This is a genomic window from Psychroserpens ponticola (assembly GCF_023556315.2).
GTDB classification, from domain to species: Bacteria; Bacteroidota; Bacteroidia; order Flavobacteriales; family Flavobacteriaceae; genus Psychroserpens; species Psychroserpens ponticola.
In genome coordinates this window covers 230,958-255,802 of sequence record NZ_CP116221.1, presented here as the reverse complement: position 1 = coordinate 255,802, position 24,845 = coordinate 230,958, and the positions used below count along the sequence as shown (strand labels likewise).

Sequence of the window (24,845 nt, the reverse complement as noted above, 5' to 3'; positions counted from 1 at the left end):
TTTGCTAAACTTTAATATAGATTGGTCTAAAGTGAAACTAGCTTCGTATATATTTACACACAAATTAGAATTGATATCATTTTATGAAAAAAGCACTCAAGATTATAGGCATCTCTATACTAATTATATTCTTCCTTTTATTAGCCATTCCTTTTGCATTTCAGTCGCAAATTAAAGACATGGTTAAGCGTTTTATAAATGAAAATGTAAACGCTCAAGTTGAATTTAGTGATGTAAGTTTAAGCTTAATTCGTAGTTTTCCGCAGGCACATGTAGAGATCGAAGACTTGGTGATTACCAACTTCAAACCTTTTGAAGGAGAGACCTTTGTGACATCAAAAAATATTGCATTTACAATGTCTGTAAATGAACTCTTTAAAACGTCAAGTGAAGAACCTATTGTTGTTAATTCAATAATAATAGATGAAGCCTTAGTCACGCTCAAAACTGACGCATTAGGTAATAATAATTACGATATCACTAAAGAAGATGAAACTACTTCTGTAAAAACGGAAGAAATCAGTAATAGTTTTTCGTTTGATATTGAAGACTATGCAATCAACAATAGTGCAATTACCTATTTAGATGCGATTTCGAAAATAGAATTGCATTTAACCGAATTGAATCATTTTGGTCACGGCACCTTTTCTGCAGAAAATTCAGAACTCGATACTGAAACAACAACCAATGTGAGTATGAGTGTGGATAGCTCAAAATACCTCAATAATAATAGTATAAAATTAGATGCTTTAATTGGCTTAGATCTTAACAATCAAAAATATACGTTTAAAGACAACAAAGCATATATTAATCAGCTACCACTAGAGTTTAAAGGTTATGTTCAGCTTATAGAAGAAGGTCAAGATATTGATATCGCCTTTGAAAATTCAGGATCATCTTTTAAAGACTTTTTAGCTGTGATTCCTGAAGCGTATTCTAAAAACATTGAAAGCGTAGAAACTACGGGGAATTTTAAAATTAATGGTATCGTTAAAGGTAAAATAACCGAAGAAACCATTCCAACCTTAGACATTCGTATTATTTCAGAAAATGCTTCATTTAAGTATCCTGATTTACCTAAAGGAATTAGAAATATTATAATTGATACAGCTATTAAAAACGAAACTGGATTAGCTGACGATACATTTGTAGATATTAAAACACTCAACTTTAAAATTGATGATGATGTCTTTAAAGGATCTGCAATAGTAAAGAACATCACAAAAAATATCTTTGTCAATGCAGATATTGATGGCACACTTAATCTTGGAAATCTAACTAAAGCATATCCAATAGATTTTGATAAGGAATTAAGCGGAATTTTAAAAACAAAACTCAATACTCAATTTGATATGAATGCAATTGAAACCAATGCATATAATCGTATTAAAAACAACGGATCGATGAGTATTACCGACTTTGTATTCTCTTCCGAAGATATCGTAAATCCTATACAAATTAGTAAAGCAGATGTGACTTTCAATCCTGGCACTGTTAAGCTTAATAGCTTTAATGCAAAAACAGGAACAAGTGATTTCACAGCAACTGGAAATATTAAAAACTTGCTCGGATTTTTACTAAGCGATAAAAAGCTACAAGGTCAATTTGATGTAAATTCTAATACCTTTGTTTTGAGTGATTTTATGGTTGAAGATGAAACAGCGTCAGAAGCATCAAATAAAACAACATCAGATTCTGAATCGCTTAAGATTCCAGATTTCTTAGATTGTACAATTAATGCAAATGCTAAAACTGTTGTTTACGATGATTTGACATTAAATGATGTCAAAGGAACGCTTATCATAAAAGACCAAGAAGCCAATCTTCAAAATATGACAAGTAAAATATTTGATGGCAATCTAGCAATAGCTGGTAAGGTTTCAACAAAAACAGATACTCCAGTTTTTAATTTGAATCTAGGTGCTGACGGATTTGACATCTCAAAATCATTTAAAGGGTTAGACTTACTTCAAAAATTAGCACCTATAGCAAAAGCGATTCAAGGTAAATTAAATACATCGATAAATCTTCAAGGCACATTAGATAGTGAATTCTCTCCTAACCTTAGTACTGTTACTGGTGATGCTTTCGCAGAATTATTAACAACTAATATCGACCCAAAAGAAGGCTCAGTATTGAGTAAACTTGAAGGCGAATTAAGTTTTATAGATTTTAGTAAGCTAGACTTAAAAGACTTAAAAGCAAATTTAGATTTTGCCGATGGAAACGTAAGTGTAAAACCTTTCAATCTTAAATATGAAGATATAGCAATTCAAGTTTCAGGTTCTCATTCGTTTGACCAAACCATAAATTATAATGCAGTATTTAATGTTCCCGCAAAATATTTAGGAAGTGATGTTAATCGCTTAATTGGCAAAATAAATGATAATGACACTAATAAGATTACCATTCCAGTGACAGCAAATATTACTGGCAATTATACGAGCCCGAAAGTAAAAACAGATTTATCAAGTGGTGTTTCTAACCTTACAAAGCAACTTATTGAAATTGAAAAGCAAAAAATTATAAATAAAGGAAAAGATCAAGTTAAAGATTTACTAGGTGGCCTTTTAGGAGGTAATAAGAATGATACTACTAAAGATTCGACATCGACAACAACTGATAGTACAAAAACTAAAGACCCAATTAAAGATGGTGTAAAAGGAATTTTAGACAATCTTCTTGGAGGAAAAAAGAAACAGAAAGATTCAACTAAAAACAACTGATTTATCAACGTCAAAACCTAAAAAAAAGTTAAAATCACTAGTTTTTGGCTTTTTTTCATAAAGAAGTGCTCAATTATTTGCTTTTGTCAAATTAAAAGTTACATTGAGCTCTTGCGAACTTTTAAAATAAGACAGAATATATGAGGCAATTAAAAATTACCAAACAAGTTACCAACCGCGAATCTAAATCACTAGATAAATACCTACAAGACATCAGCAAGTTACCTATGATTACTGCTGAGGAAGAAGTTGAACTCGCTCAGCGAATACGAGAAGGAGATCAAGCTGCTTTAGATAAGCTTACAACGGCTAACTTACGTTTCGTAGTTTCTGTTGCTAAACAATATCAAAATCAAGGACTTACACTTCCGGACTTAATAAACGAGGGAAATGCTGGTCTTGTAAAAGCTGCAAAACGCTTTGATGAAACCAGAGGATTTAAGTTTATCTCTTATGCTGTTTGGTGGATTAGACAAGCAATTTTACAAGCTTTAGCAGAGCAATCTCGAATAGTTAGATTACCTTTGAACAAAATTGGTTCAATAAATAAAATCAATAAAGCGTTTTCATTTTTAGAGCAATCGCATCAAAGAGCACCTAGTGCGGAAGAAATTGCTCTTGAGTTGGATATGACAGTTTCTGAAGTAAAACAATCTCTGAAAAATTCAGGTCGCCATTTATCAATGGATGCGCCTTTAAAAGAAGGAGAAACGTCTAGCTTATATGATGTTGTTAAATCTGGTGAGTCACCAAACCCAGATCGTGATTTAATGAAAGAATCATTAAACGTTGAAATCAACAGAGCTTTAGACACGTTGTCTCAAAAAGAAAGTGATGTGATACGTTTAAATTTTGGTTTAAGTGATGAACCACCAATGACTCTTGATGAAATTGGAGTAACCTTTGATTTAACAAGAGAGCGTGTTAGACAAATACGTGAAAAAGGAATCAGGCGTTTACGTCAGGATTCTAAAAGTAAAATATTAAAAACATATTTAGGATAATTTATAAACATTAAAACAAGTAGATGATTAAGATATTAGTAAAAGAAGGAGAAAGTATCGAACGTGCTTTAAAGCGTTACAAAAGAAAACACCGTAACGTAAAAACGATGCAAAACATTCGTGAAAATCAATTTTTCACTAAGCCTTCTGTAAAAAGAAGAAGAGAAATTCAAAAAGCTGGATATATTCAAGGTTTAAGAGATCAAGAAGATATTTAGTAGTTTTTTCTTAAAAGAAAAAAAGCATACTTTTTATGAAGTATGCTTTTTTTATGTCCAGTTTGTAAGTTTTTTAAAACCCATCCTACAAACCACACATGATTGTTCTATATTTTCTTATCGGAATTTCAGCTAGTATAATTGGAGCTTTACCTTTAGGCGCTTCAAATATTGCAGTCATAAACACTACCATAAAGCAAAATGCGAAACAAGCGTTTAAAATCGCTATAGCTGCAGGAATTGGAGAGGTTATTTTATCGTATTACGCATTACATTGTAATATGGTTGTTCGTGATTTTTTTGATCAAAATATGTGGATTCAAATTCTAATCGTTATCATCTTAATGATAGCTGGCAGTTTTTTACTATTTAAAAAGAATAAAGAAAAAACAACTAAAAAAAACAAACTTAACACTTCAAAATATACTACTGGTTTTCTTTTAGGCGTATTAAATCCACCTGTATTAATTTATTGGATTGTTGCCTTCGGAATTATTAATAATAACGACTTTACGCTATCATTGGGTTCACCTTTGCTAATTCTTTTTTTGTTCTTCGCTGGTGTTTATTTTGGAAAACTCATCACCTTATACCTATATAGCATATTTAGTATTAGGATTAAAAACAAAGTACAGAATATTACTGCTGTTATTAATAAAGCTACTGGAATTTTACTAATCTTAATAGGAATCGTCCAAGCAATCAAATTAAGTGTTTAGATAATTGTAAACTTCACGACCAAGCCTTCATTACTTCTAATATTAAAAACGGTATCATCATCAAAAATGAGGTACTGTCCCTTAACACCTACCAATTTACCAGTAAAAGTCTGTTCTTTTTCAATATTAAGACTTTTAGGTTTTTCGGGATAATTCAAAACTGGAAAATCAATAATAGTTTCAGTATTAGAAGCAATAAAATAATCTTGAGCCTCTTCAGGTATGTGTGATTTAAGTCGTTCACGCCATTCTACTAAATTTTCATCTTCAACATCATTCTTCAACATTTTTCGCCAATTGGTTTTATCAGCAACATAATCTTTAAGAGCAACTTCTGTAATTCCTGCGAGATATCGATTAGGCACTTCAACAATTTCAATAGCTTCATGAGCACCTTGGTCAATCCAACGTGTTGGCACTTGCGTTTTTCTAGTCACACCAACTTTAACATTACTTGAATTGGCTAGGTATACAATATGTGGTTGTAATTGTACTCTCTTTTCGTATTCCAAATCACGATCTTCTTTTCCTAAATGCGCTGTACTCAATTCGGGTCTCATAATCCAATCACCAGCTTGAGGAATATCGAAAAAATCTTGTTTGCAAAAGCCTTGTCGGTAAATAGGTTTATCTAATCCACATTTTAAACACTGATGTTTTATAAATTCCAAAGTAATGGTTTTTCCGAGTAACTGATTCATATTCAAGAAATCACTCTCTAGCACCAAATAATATTGAATAGGCTCAGCAAACTCTGTTTCCATCTTTGTTAAAACACCTTGGTAAAACATATAAAAAAAAGTATTATTTTTAATGGTTTCATCTTAGGCTTTTTTGTTTAAGCGAAAAGTCAAGGATTTATTTTCAGATGAAGGCTTTTTTGAACATCATAGCATCGCTACGCTGTAATAAAAAGACAAAATATGGAAATAAAAGATGATTTTGCAGCAAATCAAAAAGCCTAAGATAAAACCAACCATAAAGATACTATAAAAATGTCGATTCCATTAGTAAATTCAATTGCATCATGGTTCCTAAAAAAACGGTTTCATCAGATTGAATTATTTTTAAAATATCCTAATGACGTACAAAATGAATTACTTTTTCAGCTTCTTTCTAAAGCAAAAGATACTGAAATTGGGAAGCAATATAACTTTGACTCGATAACCAATTACAGTACATTTTCTGAACGGATTCCAATTTCATCTTATGAAGACTATCAAAATGTAATAGAACGTTCTCGACGAGGTGAAAACAATATCTTTTGGCCAACTCCTATAAAATGGTTTGCAAAATCTAGTGGAACTACAAATGCAAAAAGTAAATTCATTCCAGTAAGTCAAGAATCATTAGAAGATTGCCATTATGCTGCAAGTAAAGATTTACTCTGTATGTACCTCAATAATAATGAAGATTCACAATTATTTACAGGAAAAGGATTACGTCTAGGAGGCAGTAAAGAATTGTATAAAGAAAACGGAACTATTTTTGGTGATCTGTCTGCGATTCTAATCGACAATATGCCATTTTGGGCGGAATTTAGTAGTACTCCTAGTAATAACGTTTCATTAATGAGCGATTGGGAAACGAAAATGCAAGCTATTGTAAATGAAACTATAAATGAAAATGTGACAAGTCTGGCTGGCGTTCCATCATGGATGTTAGTACTACTCAATAATGTTTTAGATGCAACAGGTAAAGACAGTTTACTTGATATATGGCCAAATCTAGAAGTTTATTTTCATGGTGGCGTAAGTTTTGTACCTTATGTTGACCAGTATAAAGCCATTTTACCAAAACCAGATTTTAAATATTATGAAATCTATAATGCATCTGAAGGTTTCTTTGCCATTCAAGATCATAATAACAGTAGCGAATTATTGCTCATGTTAGATTATGGAATCTTTTATGAATTTATTCCGATGTCAACTTATGGCACTTCAGATATAAAAGTGATTCCGCTAAGCGAAGTAGAAATTGGCGTTAATTATGCTGTTATTATTACTACTAATGCTGGACTTTGGCGTTATAAAATTGGTGACACTATTCGATTTACATCAACAAACCCTTACAGAATTAAAGTATCTGGTAGAACAAAACATCATATTAATGTCTTTGGCGAAGAATTAATTATTGAAAATGCTGAAGATGCTTTACGAATAGTCTGCAAAACTACAAACGCAGAAATTGTAGATTATACTGCTGCTCCAATTTTTATGGAAGGTAAAGAGAAAGGATCTCACGAGTGGCTAATAGAATTTAAGAGACCTCCTAAAAACGTTAATTATTTTAAAGAGCTTTTAGATAATACACTTCAATCTCTAAATTCCGATTATGAAGCCAAGCGATATAATGACATGACACTTAATATGCCTAGAGTGAATATCGCAAGAGAACGTTTGTTTTATGATTGGCTGAAGCAACATAACAAACTTGGTGGTCAACATAAGATTCCACGTTTATCTAACAATCGTGAATACATGGATGAATTGCTTCATCTAAATACTAGTAAAACCAGTATTAGTTGAATAAAATAACATTGTATATATCGACGAGTGGAAACATTTTTCAAATTTTTCCGACAAACAGCGTCAGAATTTTCCACATAACGAGTATTTAAATCTGTTTATCCAAAACAGCTAAAAGTCGTTTTTTATCTCATCTTATTGCGCTTATATTTACAAAGTAATACAGAGAAATTATAATCACAATTTTAGATTTTATCCCTTATAAATAACTTGTGAAAATATAAAGATATTGTTCGCAATATTAATTTTTAAATCCAAACAAATAAAAACCACTCCGAAAAGAGTGGTTTTATTTTTTTCTATAAATAGACATCTCAATTAAGATACCGCTTTCAACTTCTTTAACGTTGTTTTTTCCAATTTACTTTCAGCATACGCTTTTGTGACATTTAACTTTGTCTCATCACCACTAGGCAGTTCAAACATGGCATCCGTTAAAATCTCTTCACATAACGAACGTAAACCTCTAGCTCCTAATCGATATTCAATAGCCTTATCTACAATAAAGTCTAGTGCTCCATCTGTAATTGAAAATTCAATATCATCCATCTCAAACAATTTTTTGTATTGCTTTATAATGGCATTCTTAGGCTCAGTTAAAATAGCTCTTAAGGTTTTTTCATCTAAAGGATCCATGTATGTCAGTACAGGAAGTCGACCAATAATTTCTGGAATTAATCCGAAATCTTTTAAATCCTTCGGATTAACATATTGCAATAAATTATCTCCATCTAAAGCTTCTCCTTCGTGTGCTGCCTTATAACCAATTGCAGCTAAATTAAGGCGTTTAGATATTTTTCGCTCAATACCATCAAAAGCACCACCAGCAATAAACAAAATATTTTCTGTATTGACTTCAATAAACTTTTGATCAGGATGTTTTCTTCCTCCTTTAGGTGGTACATTAACTGTAGTGCCTTCTAATAATTTAAGTAAGGCTTGCTGAACACCTTCACCAGAGACATCTCTAGTGATAGATGGATTATCGCTTTTACGTGCAATTTTATCAATTTCATCAATAAAAACGATTCCTTTTTCAGCTTTTTCTAAACTGTAATCTGCAGCTTGCAATAAACGTGTTAAAATACTTTCAACATCTTCTCCTACATATCCCGCTTCAGTTAATACTGTAGCATCAACAATAGCTAGAGGCACATTAAGCATTTTAGCAACAGTTTTTGCCATCAATGTTTTACCTGTACCTGTTTGACCAACCATGATGATGTTACTCTTTTGTATTTCAATATCATCATCTGATGCTGGCTGAAGTAACCGTTTGTAATGATTGTATACTGCAACAGACATTATTTTTTTGGTATATTCTTGACCAATAATATATTCATCAAGAAACCCTTTGATTTGTTGTGGCTTCCTAAGCATCAACTCAGAAGACAACTCTGCATTATCAGACTGTTTAGACTCTTCTACAACAATACCATGCGCTTGCTCGATACAACGATCACAAATATGTGCATCTAATCCTGCAATTAATAAACTGGTTTCTGGCTTTTTTCTACCACAAAACGAACATTCTAATTCTTCCTTTGCCATTTTACAAGTTAAAAGTGAAAAGTGAAAAGTAATAAATGAAAAGTTTTACTCAAACTCATTCAATTTAGACTTAACTTACTATTTATATTTTTACCCTCTTGATAGTACTTCGTCTATCATTCCGTATTCTTTTGCTTTATCAGCTTTCATCCAGTAATCACGATCACTATCTGCATAAATTTTGTCGTAATCTTGACCAGAATGCTTACTAATAATTTTATATAGCTCTTCTTTAAGCGTTAGTATTTCACGAGCAGTAATTTCAATATCACTAGCCTGACCTTGTGCTCCACCTAATGGTTGGTGAATCATCACACGTGAATGTGTTAAACCGCTACGTTTGCCTTTTTCACCTGCACATAACAATACAGCTCCCATTGACGCTGCCATTCCTGTACAAATAGTTGCCACGTCTGGTTTGATTAATTGCATGGTATCGTAAATACCTAAACCTGCATACACACTTCCTCCTGGAGAGTTGATATAAATCTGAATGTCCTTAGAAGCATCTGTACTTTCTAAAAACAACAATTGAGCTTGAATAATGTTTGCGACTTGATCGTTAATGGCAGTTCCCATAAAAATAATACGATCCATCATCAAACGAGAAAACACATCAAAAATTGCAATATTCATTTGACGCTCTTCTATAATATTAGGTGTTAAAGCATTTGGATACATACTACTTACAATTTCATTATAATATGTACTGCTTATTCCTTGATCTTTTATTGCGAATTTTTCAAATTCTTTTCCGTAATCCATATGTGTTTTTGAAATAATTTATTGTGAAACAAAAAAGCGTAAAACCATTCGGTTCTACGCTCAAATATACTAATTTATAATGTATTTCTTAGCTGTAAAACTCTTTTACAAAATCGTCGTAAGTTATTTCCTTTGTCTTTAAGTTTGCTTCAGATTTGTAAAGATTTAACAATTTAGTGCTCATCAATTGCTCAGATAAACGTTTTACTTCATCCTTATTAGATAAGATTCGAGATGCAATACCATCTAATTCTTCATCTGAAGAATTCATTTGACCAAACTGTGCCATTTGAACTTTTATCATTTCTCGCGCATGTGCTTTTAGATCATCAAAAGTGACTTGAAGGTTATGTTTTTCAATTAATTTCCCTTCAATTAATTGATAACGCATGCTTTTTTCAGACTTTTCATATTCTTCTTTTGCCTGCTCCGCATCCATTACTTCTTCACCTGCTGTTTGCATCCATTTTTGTAAAAATGATGCTGGTAAATCAAATTTTGTATTTTCAACTAAACTCTCAGTCACATCATTCAATAGCTTTTGATCACCTTGTTGAGCAAATTGCTTTTCAGAATCTTCTTTAATTTTTTCTTGTAATTCTGTTACAGAAGTTACCACTCCTTTTCCAAATAATTTATCAAATAATTCTTGATCTAAATCTGCTAATTCTCTAGAATTGATTTCGTTTATTGTGAAATTCACTTCAACGTTCAAACCATGAGCATCATCATGAGACACTTTTAAGAAATTCATTAAGTCATGATCGTCATTAAATAAACCTTTTGTTTTTAAAGTCACTACATCACCAGCTTTAGCACCAATGAATTGTTTTTCTGTTGACTTCCCTTTGAATTTATCTAAAGTGATAGTAGCTGAATTATTAATTCCTTTCTCTTCGTTTTCAAAAACACCAGTGATTTCAGAATCTTTAGCAACCATCTTTTCAGAGATGATTTTACCATATTGCTTTCTGATATGTTCTACTTGACCGTCAAGCATCTTCTTATCTGCAACAATATTATAATGAGTGATTGCTTTTTTACCTTTTAAGTTTACTTCAAACTCAGGTGCTAAACCCAATTCAAATTCAAAAGAAAATGCATCAGCAGCATCCCAATCTAAATCATCTTGAGGCTTAGGTAATGGATTACCAAGTACATCTAATTTTTCTTCAGTTAAGTACTTATTAAGTGCATCTTGCAATAATTTATTGACCTCATCAACCAATACCGCTTTACCGTATTGTTTTTTTACCATTCCCATTGGCACATGTCCTTTTCTAAAACCAGGAATGTTAGCCGACTTACGGTAATCTATTAAGATTTGTTCCACTTTATCGCTATAATCTTCTTTAGCAATGTCTACTTTTACCACTGCATTTAATGCATCGATGTTTTCTCTTGTAATATTCATTTTAAATCATATCAAAATTGGGCTGCAAAAATACGATATTTTTTACAACCCAACAATATTTTAAGTTACTGATTATTAGTCTGTTTTTTTCTGCTCTTTCAAAAACGAACGCGCTATAGATTGTGAAACAGATAATAAAATACTAAAGAGTAAGGCGGTCCAGAACCCATTCACTCCAAATCCATCAATAAATTTATCCGCTAGAAGAATAATACATGCATTGATGACTAATAAAAACAAACCTAAAGTCACAATAGTAATAGGAATGGTTAAGATGATTAAAATGGGCTTTAAAATTGCGTTAAGCAATGCTAATACAACAGCGACTATAATTGCTGCTTCAAATCCACTTACTGCAACGCCTGGCAAAAAATGTGCTAAAAGCAACACAATTCCTGCTGTAATTAAAAGTCTTAAAATGAGATTCATAATTTGTATTTTTATCTACTAAATGTAATGAAATTTATCACAGCTTCATAGAAATCTTTTGGGTTTTCAGCATGAAGCCAATGACCAGCATTACTAATGGTTGCAATTTCTGCTAGTGGAAAATGTTGTTTGATTAGAACCTCATCACTTGACATAACATATTCGCTTTTATCGCCTCGAAGAAATAATGTCGGTTTTTCAAATTTTGAATGCATAGGCAATGCTTCACCTACTTCTGACACATTTTCTTTTAGAACGTCTAGATTAATACGCAAAGCCAATTGTCCTTTTTCAATCCAATATAAATTCTTTAATAGAAACATCCGAGTCCCTATTTCTGAAACATATTGAGATAAGACTTTATCGGCTTCACCTCGACTTTTAATTTTAGAAAAATCTAATGCGTTTAAACCGTTTAAAATTGAATCGTGATGTATTGGATAAAAACGCGGACTAATATCTGCCACCAATAATTTAGATACTAATTCTGGGTATAAGGTAGCAAATAACATGGCTGTCTTTCCTCCCATAGAATGTCCTAAAATAATAATATTTTCTAATAGATGCTCATTACAATACTGTTTCAAATCTTCAGCTAAAACCTCATAATCAAATGCGTCATCATGAAAACTTCGTCCATGATTTCGTTGATCAACAAGATGCACTTGAAAACCAGATTCACTAAATTTAGTCCCTAAAGTTTTCCAGTTGTCGCTCATACCAAGAAATCCATGAAGAATGACAAAGGGCTGACCTTCGCCTAAGATTTTTGAGTGTAGTTTCATTTTAAAATCTTTTTAATTATTACAAGACATCTCGTCTTGAGTTTATCTTGAGCGTAGTCGAAAGGCTCGATATGACAGAAAGAATTTACTTTAACTTTTGAAGATACATTTGCACTACATTTTCAACACCTAAGTAAAGGCTTTCTGACACTAATGCATGACCAATAGAAACTTCTAACAATCCTGGAATATGATCTTTAAAAAATTTAATATTATCTAAAGACAAATCATGCCCAGCATTCACACCTAATCCAATTTCATTAGATAATTCTGCTGCGCTTGTAAAAGGCTCAATTGCTTTCATATCGCCTAAACCATATTGATGAGCGAAACTTTCGGTATAAAGCTCAATTCTATCTGTTCCAGTAGCTTTTGCTCCTTCAATCATTTGCAGTTCTGGATCTACAAATATTGACGTACGAATTCCATTAGATTTAAATTCTGAAATGACTTCAGTTAAAAAACTTTTATGTGTAATCGTATCCCAACCTGCATTAGACGTTAATGCATCAACAGCATCTGGAACAAGCGTTACCTGAGTTGGCTTCACTTCTAGAACTAAATCCATAAAAGATTGTATCGGATTCCCTTCTACATTAAATTCAGTATAAACTTCTGATTTTAAATCTCGAGTATCTTGATATTTAATATGACGTTCGTCTGGTCTTGGATGAACTGTTACCCCTTCAGCACCAAAACGCTGAACATCTTTTGCAAATTGCACAACATTAGGCGTGTTGCCACCACGTGAATTTCGCAAAGTAGCAATCTTATTAATGTTTACACTTAACTTAGTCATTTGTTCATATTTTATGAGACAAAAATACAAAGTACTTACTGCTTTTTGTGGTTATTTTTAATTAATTTGCGGTTGATTATAAATAGGATTATGCCTTTACAAGAATACATTATAAATGATATCAAACCGTTAAGCATTAATGACAAGGTTAGTGACTTGCAATTGTTATTTAACGAACTTACATATTCTCATATTCCTATTGAAAAAAACGGCACTTATTTAGGCTGTGTTTCTGAAACTGACGCACATTGTTTTGAAGGCCAAAAGACGATTGCTGAATGTAATTATGCCATTGAAGGTTTTTTTGTAAGAACAAACACTAATTGGCTAGATGTGCTAGAGACTTTTGCTCAAAACTCATGTAATATCATGCCTGTTTTAAGTGATAAGAATAATTATTTGGGTTATTTTGAACTTAACGACATTATAGGATTATTCAATCAGACACCATTCTTTTCTGAACCTGGTGGCATACTAATTGTTGAAAAGGGATTGGTTGATTATTCTTTTAGTGAAGTCAGTCAGATCGTAGAATCTAATGACGCAAAAATATTAGGTGCTTTTGTATCTAAATTAGAAAGCGATGTGGTTCAAATTACTTTAAAAATTGGTAATGCAGGACTAAATGATGTAATTCAAACATTTAGAAGATACAGTTACAATATAGTATCTGGACATGAAGAAGACAACTATGTTGAAAACTTAAAAGATCGTTCAGAATACTTAAGAAAATACCTCGACATATAATGAAAATTGCTATCTACGGACAATATTATCACAATAGCACTCATGAAAGTATTGAAGCACTTTTAGATGCTTTATCGCTAAAAAATGTTACTGTGTTTATTGAAAATGATTTTTTCAATATCATAAAACATGAAAGCAATCAACCTTCAAAATTAGATGAATTTGAAACCTTTGAATCTTTAGACGACTCCTATTCACTATTAATTAGTATTGGTGGTGATGGTACAATTTTAAGAGCCATAACATATGTAAGAGATTTATCAATACCAATTGTTGGCATTAATACTGGCAGACTTGGATTTTTAGCAACCATACAAACCAATCAAATTAAATCTGCTGTTGACGATATTATAAATGGAAATTATAAAATTTCAGAGCGCACACTTTTATGCGTTGAAACACAGCCAAGCAATAATGAATTAAAAAAAACCAATTTTGCACTGAATGAAATTGCTGTAAGTCGAAAAAACACAACGTCGATGATTACAGTAGAAACCCATTTGAATTCAGAATACCTTACCTCGTATTGGGCAGACGGGCTTATTATTTCTACACCAACAGGTTCAACTGGATATTCTTTAAGTTGCGGTGGACCAGTAATCACGCCAGAAACAGACAGTTTTGTGCTTACACCTATTGCACCACATAATCTTAATGCAAGACCACTTGTAATTCCTGATGATACCGAAATACAACTCAAAGTAGATGGACGTGAAGAGCATTATTTAATTTCTCTCGATTCTAGAATTGCAACATTACACAATTCAACAACAGTCACAATTAAAAAAGCAGATTTCGAAATAAAAATGGTTGAACTTTTACAAGAAAGCTTTATTGATACATTAAGAAAAAAGATGCTTTGGGGAGAAGACAAGCGAAATTAAACAATAAAACCAAACAAAAACTGTTAATCTGTAAGACTATTTGCCACAAATTGTTATAGGCAATTCATAATTGTTATATTTGCAAACTTTTAAAAATTTATGAGATATTTAATCTTATTTTTATTGAGTGTGTTTTTCGCCCAAACTAGTCATTCTCAAATATATGAAGTTGGCGTGTATGCTGGTGGAAGTAATTTTATTGGAGATGTAGGTGCTACAAATTATATTGCGCCTAATGCAGCTGCTCTGGGATTGATATTAAAATGGAATCGAAGCCCAAGACATTCTTGGAGAGTTTCATTAATATATGCTGATTTACAAGCAAATGACAATGATTCAGATGATCCAAGACGAAAAGCTAGAACATATGAATTTGATAGTAATCTATTAGAAATTTCAGCAGGTATGGAATTTACATTTTGGGAATTTGACCTACATTCCTCAGATTTTAAATTAACACCATATTTGTATTCTGGGATTACTGCAGCAAATCATGATAATTTCTTTTTTGACCAAAACGGGGAAATTACAAGTGAAAACACAAGTAGTTGGGCATTTGGAATTCCAATGGTTTTAGGTCTTAAATCAAATATTACCAATCAAATCATTTTAGGGTTTGAAATTGGCGCAAGATATACATTTTCAGATGAGATAGATGGAAGTGTTCCTGATGCGGAATTTAGAAAAGAAGCCTTTAGCTTCGGAAACACTAACAGTAATGACTGGTATGTATTTACAGGATTTACATTAACATATACATTTGGGCAAAGACCTTGTTTTTGCAATTTTTAAATGAGTCTAAAAGATCAAATATTAAAAGATAAATTACCAAAGCATGTTGCAATAATCATGGATGGTAATGGTCGTTGGGCTAAACAAAAAGGAATGCTAAGAGCTATTGGTCACGAAAATGGAACCAAATCTGTTAGAGATGTAGTTGAAGCTTCTGCTGAAATTGGAATTAAAAACTTAACCTTATATGCGTTCTCAACTGAAAACTGGAATCGCCCAAAACTAGAAGTTAAGACCTTAATGAAGCTTTTAGTAAAATCACTAAAAAAAGAAATAAAAACATTACAAGATAATAATATCAAACTTTCTGCTATTGGAAATCTTAATGATTTACCTAAAAAGGCACATACAGAATTATTAGAAGTTATCGATAAAACCAAAAGCAATACTCATATGACATTAACTCTTGCTCTAAGCTATGGTTCTAGAGAAGAATTGATTAATGCTATTAAAGAGATATCGATGAACGTTAAAAATAATATAATTTCTGCGGAAAGTATTGACGAATCAATTATAAATAAGCATCTTTACACGCAAAATTTACCAAACGTAGATTTGCTAATTAGGACTAGTGGTGAACATAGAATAAGTAACTTTTTGCTTTGGCAAATTGCTTATGCCGAATTATATTTTACAGATATCTTATGGCCAGATTTCACAAAACAAGACCTATATAAAGCTTTGATTAATTATCAAAACAGAGAACGAAGATTTGGAAAAACTAGTGAACAACTTAGCTAATAATTTACTTTTGAAAACTTACATAAAGCAACTATTTACGATACTAATCCTCATTATTTCAAGCGTAGTTGTAGCACAACAAACTAGCTTCAATAATGGAAAAAGTTACATCTTAGAAGAAGTAACCGTTACTGGTAACACCAATTTTAGCGAAACAACAATTGTATCTTTCTCAGGATTACGTAAAGGTCAAGAAATTATCATTCCTGGAGAACAAATAAGTAATGCCTTAAAGAAACTTTGGGCAAGTAAATTATTTAGTAGTATTGATATTTATCTCATTAAAACGGAAGGTAACAAGGCATTTCTAGAAATTAATCTTGCTGACTTACCAGAACTTAATACTTTAGAAATACAGGGTATTAAAAAGAAGAAAAAAGAAGATGTCATTAAAGATAACAATCTTACGAAAGGTGTTAAAGTCACAGAAAATTTAACGACTACAACTCGTAACTACCTTACCAATAAATACAAAAAAGATGGATACCTTAATACAAAGGTGACTGTAAACACGACTGAAGTCACGAATGATTCAATTGCTAAAAGTCGTGTAAACATGCTTGTCTATATCGATAAAGGAGAGAAAGTAAAGATTGATAAAATCACATTTAATGGTAACGAAAAAATTTCTAGCAAAAAGCTTAGAAAAGCCATGAAAAACACTAAGAAAAAGAACTTTTTACGTGTTTTTAAACGTTCAAAATATATTGAAGAAAACTACAAAGAAGATCTTGTTAGCATCATTGATAAATATAAAGAAAATGGTTACAGAGATGCTAGAATTATTTCAGACTCAATTATTTATAAAGACAAGAAAAACATAAGTCTTAATATAACCTTAGAAGAAGGGGAACAATATAAATTTGGAAAAATCACTTTTGTAGGAAATAGTGTTTATACTGACGAACAATTACAAACCATATTACGAATTAAAGAAGGGGAAACTTATAATGGAGTAGAATTACGTAAGCGTATAGCAGACGATACTAAGCCAGATGCATTAGATTTAACTAATCTCTATCAAAATAACGGCTATTTATTTTCTAGTATTAATCCGGTTGAAATTAGTGCGGAAGGAAATGTTATTGATATGGAAATTCGTATTTCTGAAGGAAAACCAGCGTATTTCAATAATGTTTCTGTTACTGGTAATGATCGAACAAATGACCATGTAATCTATAGAGAATTAAGAACTAAACCTGGTCAATTATACAGTAAAGCTAATGTCATTAGAACGATTAGAGAACTCGGACAGTTAGGCTTTTTTGATGCTCAGCTTTTAACTCCAGATTTTAAAAACATGAATCCAAATGAAGGAACAGTAGACTTAGAATATACTGTTGTTGAAAGAGGTTCAAGCCAAATAGAATTACAAGGTGGTTATGGTGGAGGTGGTTTTATTGGTACACTTGGTTTATCATTTAACAATTTTTCGATTAAAGATATATTCAAAAAAGAAGCCTATAAGCCTGTTCCAATGGGAGATGGTCAAACTTTAGCATTACGTTTGCAAGCCTCGCAATTCTTTCAAACCTATAGTTTTTCTTTTTCTGAGCCTTGGTTAGGTGGAAAACGCCCTGTACAATTATCAACGTCTTTATCGCATACAAGACAGTTTCTTTATGATCCTACAACGGGAGGTGCTAATAAAGACAAGCGATTTAATATTACAGGTATTTCTGTTGGAATTGCAAAACGTTTAAAAGTACCAGATGATTATTTCACATTATCACAATCGGTTAGTTTTCAACATTACAACTTAAAAAACTATAATACTGGTTTATTTACTTTTGGTGATGGCTATTCAAATAACTTATCTTACACCATTGGTTTAAGTAGAAATAACTTATTTACAGATCCAATATATCCAGAAGGTGGTTCAAGCTTTTCTATAAGTGCAAAAATGTCTTTACCTTATTCATTATTTAATAACGTAGATTATGAAGCCTTAAAAGAAGAGCGTGATGCATTAGACCCAACTGATGCCGATGATCTAATAAGACTTGGTGAAATAGACCAAGAACGATACAATTGGTTAGAATTTTACAAAGTGAAATTTAAAGGAGATTGGTATACACGTATTGTAAAGAAATTAGTAGTTAAGTCTGGTTTAGAATTTGGTTTCCTTGGCGCATATAATAGTGATAGAGGAGTTATTCCTTTTGAACGTTTCTTTCTTGGAGGTGATGGTTTAGGAAACTATTCATTAGATGGCAGAGAAGTAATTCAACTTCGTGGTTATCCAAATCAATCATTATCTTCTCAAGATGGTGGTACCATTTATAATAAATTCTCATTAGAATTAAGATACCCAATTACTCTTGGAGCGCAAGCTAAAATTTATGGATTGATGTTCGCTGAAGGAGGTGCTTCTTTTGATAACTTTAGAGACTATAACCCATTTGACCTTAATCGTTCTGCAGGTTTTGGACTTAGAATATTCATGCCTGCATTTGGTTTATTAGGTATCGATTTCGGTCATGGATTTGATGCTATTTCTGGAACAACGCTTAAAAATGGATGGGAAACTCACTTCATTATTGGACAACAATTTTAATTTTGGCACGATATTTTCTATAAGCAATATGACGATTTAATGAGTGTGTTAAAATTTTTCAAAATATATTTCGTTAATTTGAAAAGTAAAACATGGACAGAATCGTTATATTTATCTGTCAGTTTAATAATCTTAGAAGATATCAGTAAATTATAAAATAAAACAGATGAAGTATAAAGTTCTTTTTTTAGTGACAGTATTAAGTCTAATGAGCTTTGTTTCTAATGCGCAACGTGGTGTTAGAATTGGTTATATAGATACAGAGTATATTTTACAAAATATACCTGAATACCAACAAGCAACAATGCAATTAGAACAAAAAGTTCAGCAATGGAAGACAGAAATTGAGCAGCGTTTAAATGCTACAGACCAAAAGAAAAAGCAGTTAGAAAATGAAAGTGTGCTTTTAACTAAGGAATTGTATGAAGAGCGTTTAGAAGATATCGTTTATGAAGAAGCTGAAACGTTAGACTATCAACAAAAGCGTTTTGGTCCAAGTGGAGATTTAATGATTCAGAAGCAACAGTTGATGCAACCAATACAAGATCAAATTTTTTCTGCAGTTCAAGAAATTGCTGGCAATAAAAAATATGATTTCATATTTGATAAATCTGCTGACGTAGTGATGTTATATTCTGCTGAGCGATTTGATATAAGCGAATTGGTTATAAGAAGCATCACAAGATCTTCTAAACGTACACAAGCTAAATCTCGTTCTGAACGTAAAGAAGCAGGAAAAGAAGATGTAGTTCCAGTAATTAATGAAGAACTTGATGAACGTCAAAAAGCATTAGAAGAAAAAAAATCGGCACGTGAAGCTGCAATAGCAGAAAAACAAGAAGCGCAACTTAAAAGAAGAGATTCATTAAAAAATGCCTCTGCAGATCGTCGACAAAAAATTCTTGATGATAGAGCTAAAGCTAAAGCAGAACGTGATAGTATTAATGGCTCAAAACGAACTCAAGCTAAAGATACATCTTCAGTAAAAAAAGATGGTACTAAAGCTGAAGCAAGAAATGCTGGAGATAGTTCTGAAAAAACACCTGCGCAAATAGCTGCAGAGGAAAAGAGACAACAAAAATTAAGAGACAGAGAGGCTAGACAAAAAGCGCTCGATGAAAAAAGAAAAAAAATATTAGAGGACAGGAAAAAAGCAAAAGAAGAACGAGACGCTCAGAAAAAAAGCAAAGATTCTATTCCTAATGAAGATAACTAAAAACAATAATTATAACACGTAACAAATTTTAAAATGAAACAATTTAAAACCCTTTTATTTGCATGCTTACTTTTTGTTGGAGCAACAAGCTTTTCAACAGCACAATCTAAAATTGCACATATTAACACAACGCAGTTGGTAGAGGCTATGCCAGAGATGAAAACTGCTCAAGCTGAAATTGAAAGGTTAACAAAAACCTATGAAGCTGAAATCAAGACAATGGCTACAGAACTTCAAAATAAAGTAAAACAATATCAAGCAGAAGTTGACACAAAAACTGAAGAAGAAAACTTAAGTCGATCACAAGAAGTTCAAACTATGGAACAAAGTATTCGTCAGTATCAAGGGCAAGCTCAACAAGACTTACAGAAAAAAGAAGCAGATTTATTAAAGCCTATTTTTGAAAAAGCAAAAGCTGCTATTGATAAAGTTGCAAAAGCGCAAGGTTTCCAATATGTATTAGATTCTACACAAGGAAGTGGCGTTTTAGTTGCAGACGGTAAAGATTTATTAGTAGATGTGAAGACAGAATTAGGTTTCTAAATCACTACACTAAAAATAATTGAATATGAAAGCCACTTACTAAAGTGGCTTTTTTATTTTTGTAAAACAAATGAACACAAAAGCAATAGGCATATTTGACTCAGGTATTGGTGGCACATCAATTTTTAAAGAAATTCATGCCCTATTACCAAATGAAAACTCAATTTATCTTGCAGATAGCAAGCATGCACCTTATGGCAATAAGAGTAAACAAGAGATTATAGAACTCAGTAAAAAAAACACGGAGTATCTATTATCAAAAAATTGCAAACTAATTGTGGTGGCTTGTAATACAGCAACAACAAATGCTATATCTTATTTACGTTCAACTTATGATGTTCCATTTATTGGTATAGAGCCTGCAATAAAGCCAGCAGCTCTTAATACCAAAACCAAAGCCATTGGAATTTTAGCTACAAAAGGAACTTTATCGAGTGACTTATTTCATAAAACAACTGATTTGTATAGTAATGGTATTAAAGTTATTGAACAAATTGGCGAAGGAATTGTTCCCTTAATTGAAGACGGAAAAGCAACATCCAAAGAGATGAAAGCGTTACTTGATTTGCATTTGCAGCCTATGATTGATGCAAATATTGATTACTTAGTTTTAGGTTGCACACACTATCCTTACTTAATGCCTTTACTTCTAGAACTCCTTCCGAAGCATGTTAAAATAATCGATTCGGGATTAGCAGTTGCCATACAAACCAAATCGATACTAGATCAATACCAACTATTAAATTCAATCAGTAAAACACCTGAAAACAGGTTTTACACCAATACCAATACTGTGGTTTTAAATGACATTCTTGATGGGAATTTCAAAGTAGAATACTTAGATTTTTAAACTACTTAAACCAACTCGAATACGTTATGTAGTTGCTCGCTATTCTATTGATTTCACTAGAAATTAGCTCTTGGCTAATATCTTTTATCTTTTTAGCAGGAACACCAGCGTAAATACTTCCAGATTCAACTCTTGTATTTGCTGTAACAACAGCACCTGCAGCAATGATACAATTACTTTCAACAACGCAATCGTCCATAATAATGCTTCCCATTCCTACAAGTACATTGTCATGAATTGTACAACCATGCACAATCGCATTATGACCAATTGAGACATTGTTACCAATAGTTGTTGGTGATTTCTCATACGTTGCATGAATCACTGCACCATCTTGTACATTCACCTTATTTCCCATTTTAATAAAATGGACATCACCTCTAACAACAGCATTAAACCAAATACTACACTGACTTCCCATAGTCACTTCTCCTACAATGGTTGCGTTTTCTGCAATGTAACAATCATCTGGTATTTGCGGATGAATTCCTTTTACTGGTTTTATAATTGGCATTTGTTTACTATTTAAAATATGATAAGAAATCAGCTTTTTTTGAAGCTGAGACCATGATTTGTTTTCCGTTACTCAAAACTACGCTTCCTCCTTTTCCCTTTAGATATTTAGTGACTTCATTGACATTAACTAAATAACTTTTATGAACCCTTGCAAAACCATTTCCATGAAGTGCCTCTTCAAAATATTTCAAAGTTTTACTAACTAGTTTCTTCTTGTTGTTATTTAAGTGAATTTCTGTGTAGTTATCGTCCGCTTTACAATACATAATATTTGCAGTTTCTATGACTTCAAATCCGTCTTGCTGTGGAATTGTTATTTTACCAATGACAGTATTTGCCTTTGGAACGAGAACTTGATCTTGTAAAGCGTCTTCTTTCATTTTAATTTTTGAAACATAATCTACTGCTTTTATTAACTCATCAATAGAAATTGGCTTCATTAAATAATACGATGCATGAGCGTTTAATGCCTCAATAGCATAGTGATTATAAGCCGTTACAAATATGGTTTCAAAATCGACGTCTCCAACTTTATCTAATAAGTCAAAAGCGTTTCCGTAAGGCATTTCAACATCCAGAAATACCAAATCTAAATCATAATTTCTAATCAATACTAAAGCTTCATCTACATTTCCTGCTTCACCTAAAACTTCAACATTTGGGCAATATTTTTTGAGATAATTTTTTAAAATTTCTCTACTTGTCTCTTCGTCTTCTACTATTATAGATTTCAATTTCATCTAGTCTTTTTTTAGGGTCACAACAACTTTGGTTCCTACGTCATCATCATTTTGATAATCATCAATAAACACATCAACTTTGTCTTTATACATTTCATTTAAAATGGCAACACGTTTTTTAATATTTCCCATTCCTTTTGAATTTTGTTTTTTCTGATGCTCCGTTTTTATGGCTTTCGAACGTTCTCTTCCAATCCCATCATCAGAAACACTAATCGCTATTTCATTGTTGCTTTTCTTATCTATTGAAATGCATAAATGTCCTTTTTCAGTTTTATAACGTAACCCATGCCATACTGCATTTTCAATGTAAGGTTGAAGTAACATTGGAGGAATTTGATATTCTGAAACGTTTACAGCATCATCAACAGTAATGTTATAGTCAAACTTATCTTTAAACCTAAAATGTTCTAATTTAGTATATAAATCAAGTAATTCAATCTCTTTTTTCAAAGGAATAAAATCTTCTTCACTATTCTCTAAAACCGATCGCATTAAATGTGAAAAATCAGAGAGGTACTTATTTGCTGTTCGCTCATCATTGCTAGCAATAAAGCTATTCACAGAATTCAAAGCATTGAAAATAAAATGAGGATTCATCTGACTTCTTAACGATTTTAAAGCCAACAAATTATTAGCAAAGCGTTGTTGCTTTATATACTTATACATCACAAATGCCATTACTGTTAAAAGCAACATACCAGCTATTAAAGCATAAATAACTATTTGCTGATTTTTATTACGAGACTCCACAAGACTTTCGTTTAAGGCTCTATCACTTTCAAGGCTATTGATTCTGTTTTGTTGTTCGCTAATGTTTCTTCTTAATCGATCAGCTTGCGACAATTCCTGTTCTCTTTTAACGTATAACTCATCAACTACTTTAGTATAAGCAGTAAATGTTTCAAGAGCTTTTTGATAGTTTCCTTCGTCGACATATACATCTGAAAGTTTTTTAGTCGCATCTTTTTTAACAATTAAATCCTCCTTATCGTCTGCTTCTTCTATACTTTTTTCTAGATAAGGTATTGCATTATCATAATCCTTTTGTAACGCGTAAGCATTCCCGATTTTATAGTTTTGTTTTTGTGAGGTAAGCGCGCTTTTATTATCAATTAATGAATCTTTTTCAACAGCTTCAACATCTTCAACAATTTGTTTTCGAAGTTCTATTTCTTTATCATAGTTACGGTTTTCATTTTGAAAATCGGCCACAGCTCCTTTCTCTTCAAGCGCACGTTTTTTTGTTTGTTTTTCCGCAAAATTCATTGATCTGTCAAAATATTCTTCTGCTTCTTCTGCTTTACCACTTGCATTATAGGTTTGCGCAATTTTTGAATTAAGATCTACTACTTTAGGTGAAATTAAATGATCTTTAGCAACAGTAAGTCCTTTTTGATAAGAGCTAAGAGATAAATCATAATTTTTTATACTGAAATTAGTATCACCTAATCCTTCATAAAGCATTACTAATTGATAATTACCAAGTTCATTTTTATTTATAGCATTGTAGGTCTCAATACTTTCTTGATAATTTTTATTAAGCTCATATGCTTTTGCCAGCCCTAACTTAGACTCGTTAGTTTCAATATTTTGTAGACTTATTCTATAATTGTTAACCGCAAGATCATATTGTTTCCAATGCATATAGACTTCAGCTAGAATCTGATAAGTTTCAGCATTTTGAGATACTGAATTACTATGAGTTAAGGCTTCACCTGCAAATTTTATACTCTTAGCAATATCTTTTTTCTTATAGACAGCAACCGAATCAATTAAAGAATTGAAATGTTTAACATCTCGTCTGAACTTTGAATTTTTATTTTTACTAACCACTGGTTCAACTTCAATAGTTATACGTTCGGCATTAGTTATCGTATAATAAACAGTTTCAAAATCTTTATGTCTTACGATAAGTTCGTCACCTTTTCTTGCCTTTATTGTAAAATGACCTTGCCAATCTGTAATAGTATAAGCGCCTCCATTAATTTCAATATTGACCTTAGAAATTGGCTCATAGGTATCACTTTCTCTTACCGAACCTCTTATATGCAATAGAGGTTCTTCTTGAGCAACCAAATTATAAACAGGCATACACAATAAGAAAATGAGACTATATTTTAAGATTTGTTTCATTTGAAATTTTTCAACAGAATAAACTTACACACTTTAATTCATTAAATAAAATTGAAAAAAGTCAAAACATTTTATCTAAGACCTAAAAAGGTATAGTTCACTCAATAAAAAACCATTCTCACTAACTCACAAACTCGTTTTACTCAATGCTCCTTTTTATTAAAAAAAGATGCTCATAGTTTTAT

General features: G+C 31.8%; 23 protein-coding genes. 13 read left to right on the top strand and 10 right to left on the bottom strand.

What is annotated here, in order from left to right; all coding sequences use genetic code 11:
- Nucleotides 1-83 precede the first annotated feature (83 nt).
- The 4 genes from MUN68_RS01040 (at nucleotide 84) to MUN68_RS01025 (ending at nucleotide 4,667) form a co-directional block, all read left to right on the top strand.
- Complete coding sequence (locus tag MUN68_RS01040) at nucleotides 84-2,726, top strand: AsmA family protein (protein ID WP_249995169.1); 2,643 nt, start codon at nucleotides 84-86, stop codon at nucleotides 2,724-2,726.
- A 140-nt stretch (nucleotides 2,727-2,866) separates the two neighbouring features.
- Nucleotides 2,867-3,730 (top strand): sigma-70 family RNA polymerase sigma factor, encoded by an 864-nt coding sequence (locus tag MUN68_RS01035; RefSeq protein ID WP_249995170.1) that lies wholly within the window; start codon nucleotides 2,867-2,869, stop codon nucleotides 3,728-3,730.
- A gap of 23 nt (nucleotides 3,731-3,753) precedes the next feature.
- Entirely contained in the window at nucleotides 3,754-3,948 is a 195-nt protein-coding gene (gene rpsU / locus MUN68_RS01030; protein ID WP_040281277.1) for a 30S ribosomal protein S21, read from the top strand.
- Between the two features lie 98 nt (nucleotides 3,949-4,046).
- Nucleotides 4,047-4,667, top strand: a complete 621-nt coding sequence (locus tag MUN68_RS01025) for a LysE family transporter (protein WP_249995171.1) — start codon at nucleotides 4,047-4,049, stop codon at nucleotides 4,665-4,667.
- Here MUN68_RS01025 and MUN68_RS01020 read toward each other — a convergent pair.
- Entirely contained in the window at nucleotides 4,664-5,458 is a 795-nt protein-coding gene (locus MUN68_RS01020) for a DUF2797 domain-containing protein (protein ID WP_249995172.1), read from the bottom strand. The genes MUN68_RS01025 and MUN68_RS01020 overlap by 4 nt on opposite strands.
- 204 nt (nucleotides 5,459-5,662) lie before the next feature.
- Here MUN68_RS01020 and MUN68_RS01015 point away from each other — a divergent pair, with 204 nt between their 5' ends.
- The gene (locus MUN68_RS01015; protein ID WP_249995173.1) at nucleotides 5,663-7,195 is read left to right on the top strand and encodes a GH3 auxin-responsive promoter family protein; all 1,533 of its coding nucleotides are present in this window, start codon (nucleotides 5,663-5,665) and stop codon (nucleotides 7,193-7,195) included.
- 318 nt (nucleotides 7,196-7,513) lie between these two features.
- On the opposite strand, the gene clpX is transcribed toward MUN68_RS01015, so the two are convergent.
- From clpX to MUN68_RS00985, 6 genes are all read right to left on the bottom strand, one after another.
- The gene (gene clpX, locus MUN68_RS01010; protein ID WP_249995174.1) at nucleotides 7,514-8,746 is read right to left on the bottom strand and encodes an ATP-dependent Clp protease ATP-binding subunit ClpX; all 1,233 of its coding nucleotides are present in this window, start codon (nucleotides 8,744-8,746) and stop codon (nucleotides 7,514-7,516) included.
- Nucleotides 8,747-8,836: 90 nt separating this feature from the next.
- Nucleotides 8,837-9,511 carry an ATP-dependent Clp endopeptidase proteolytic subunit ClpP gene (gene clpP, locus MUN68_RS01005; RefSeq protein WP_249995175.1) on the bottom strand — a complete coding sequence of 225 codons (675 nt, stop codon included), beginning with the start codon at nucleotides 9,509-9,511 and terminating at the stop codon, nucleotides 8,837-8,839.
- An 88-nt stretch (nucleotides 9,512-9,599) separates the two neighbouring features.
- A complete protein-coding gene (gene tig, locus MUN68_RS01000) occupies nucleotides 9,600-10,925 on the bottom strand; it encodes a trigger factor (protein ID WP_249995176.1) in 1,326 nt (441 codons plus the stop codon).
- A 75-nt stretch (nucleotides 10,926-11,000) separates the two neighbouring features.
- On the bottom strand, nucleotides 11,001-11,354 hold the full coding sequence (locus MUN68_RS00995; protein ID WP_249995177.1) for a phage holin family protein: 354 nt from the start codon (nucleotides 11,352-11,354) through the stop codon (nucleotides 11,001-11,003).
- Nucleotides 11,355-11,365: 11 nt separating this feature from the next.
- Nucleotides 11,366-12,139, bottom strand: a complete 774-nt coding sequence (locus MUN68_RS00990; RefSeq protein ID WP_249995178.1) for an alpha/beta fold hydrolase — start codon at nucleotides 12,137-12,139, stop codon at nucleotides 11,366-11,368.
- Between the two features lie 85 nt (nucleotides 12,140-12,224).
- On the bottom strand, nucleotides 12,225-12,938 hold the full coding sequence (locus MUN68_RS00985) for a pyridoxine 5'-phosphate synthase (protein ID WP_249995179.1): 714 nt from the start codon (nucleotides 12,936-12,938) through the stop codon (nucleotides 12,225-12,227).
- Nucleotides 12,939-13,028: 90 nt separating this feature from the next.
- Here MUN68_RS00985 and MUN68_RS00980 point away from each other — a divergent pair, with 90 nt between their 5' ends.
- The 8 genes from MUN68_RS00980 (at nucleotide 13,029) to murI (ending at nucleotide 21,268) form a co-directional block, all read left to right on the top strand.
- Nucleotides 13,029-13,685 (top strand): CBS domain-containing protein, encoded by a 657-nt coding sequence (locus MUN68_RS00980; protein WP_249995180.1) that lies wholly within the window; start codon nucleotides 13,029-13,031, stop codon nucleotides 13,683-13,685.
- Nucleotides 13,685-14,569 (top strand): NAD kinase, encoded by an 885-nt coding sequence (locus MUN68_RS00975; RefSeq protein WP_249995181.1) that lies wholly within the window; start codon nucleotides 13,685-13,687, stop codon nucleotides 14,567-14,569. Before MUN68_RS00980 ends, MUN68_RS00975 begins: the two co-directional genes overlap by 1 nt.
- Nucleotides 14,570-14,668: 99 nt before the next feature.
- Nucleotides 14,669-15,361: a type IX secretion system protein PorG gene (gene porG / locus MUN68_RS00970; RefSeq protein WP_249995182.1), complete on the top strand. Its 693-nt coding sequence runs from the start codon at nucleotides 14,669-14,671 to the stop codon at nucleotides 15,359-15,361.
- A complete protein-coding gene (locus tag MUN68_RS00965) occupies nucleotides 15,362-16,102 on the top strand; it encodes an isoprenyl transferase (RefSeq protein WP_249995183.1) in 741 nt (246 codons plus the stop codon).
- Nucleotides 16,074-18,659, top strand: a complete 2,586-nt coding sequence (locus tag MUN68_RS00960; protein ID WP_394357627.1) for a BamA/OMP85 family outer membrane protein — start codon at nucleotides 16,074-16,076, stop codon at nucleotides 18,657-18,659. The genes MUN68_RS00965 and MUN68_RS00960 overlap by 29 nt, the downstream gene beginning before the upstream one ends.
- A gap of 166 nt (nucleotides 18,660-18,825) precedes the next feature.
- Entirely contained in the window at nucleotides 18,826-19,875 is a 1,050-nt protein-coding gene (locus tag MUN68_RS00955) for an OmpH family outer membrane protein (RefSeq protein ID WP_249995185.1), read from the top strand.
- 33 nt (nucleotides 19,876-19,908) lie between these two features.
- Nucleotides 19,909-20,418: an OmpH family outer membrane protein gene (locus tag MUN68_RS00950; protein ID WP_249995186.1), complete on the top strand. Its 510-nt coding sequence runs from the start codon at nucleotides 19,909-19,911 to the stop codon at nucleotides 20,416-20,418.
- A gap of 70 nt (nucleotides 20,419-20,488) precedes the next feature.
- Complete coding sequence (murI, locus tag MUN68_RS00945; protein WP_249995187.1) at nucleotides 20,489-21,268, top strand: glutamate racemase; 780 nt, start codon at nucleotides 20,489-20,491, stop codon at nucleotides 21,266-21,268.
- A 1-nt stretch (nucleotide 21,269) separates the two neighbouring features.
- Here murI and MUN68_RS00940 read toward each other — a convergent pair whose 3' ends face one another.
- From MUN68_RS00940 to MUN68_RS00930, 3 genes are read right to left on the bottom strand one after another with little or no spacing between them, the layout of a single operon-like run.
- Nucleotides 21,270-21,782 carry a gamma carbonic anhydrase family protein gene (locus tag MUN68_RS00940; RefSeq protein ID WP_249995188.1) on the bottom strand — a complete coding sequence of 171 codons (513 nt, stop codon included), beginning with the start codon at nucleotides 21,780-21,782 and terminating at the stop codon, nucleotides 21,270-21,272.
- A 7-nt stretch (nucleotides 21,783-21,789) separates the two neighbouring features.
- A complete protein-coding gene (locus MUN68_RS00935; RefSeq protein WP_249995189.1) occupies nucleotides 21,790-22,524 on the bottom strand; it encodes a LytR/AlgR family response regulator transcription factor in 735 nt (244 codons plus the stop codon).
- Nucleotides 22,525-24,660 carry a histidine kinase gene (locus tag MUN68_RS00930; RefSeq protein ID WP_249995190.1) on the bottom strand — a complete coding sequence of 712 codons (2,136 nt, stop codon included), beginning with the start codon at nucleotides 24,658-24,660 and terminating at the stop codon, nucleotides 22,525-22,527.
- Nucleotides 24,661-24,845 lie beyond the last annotated feature (185 nt).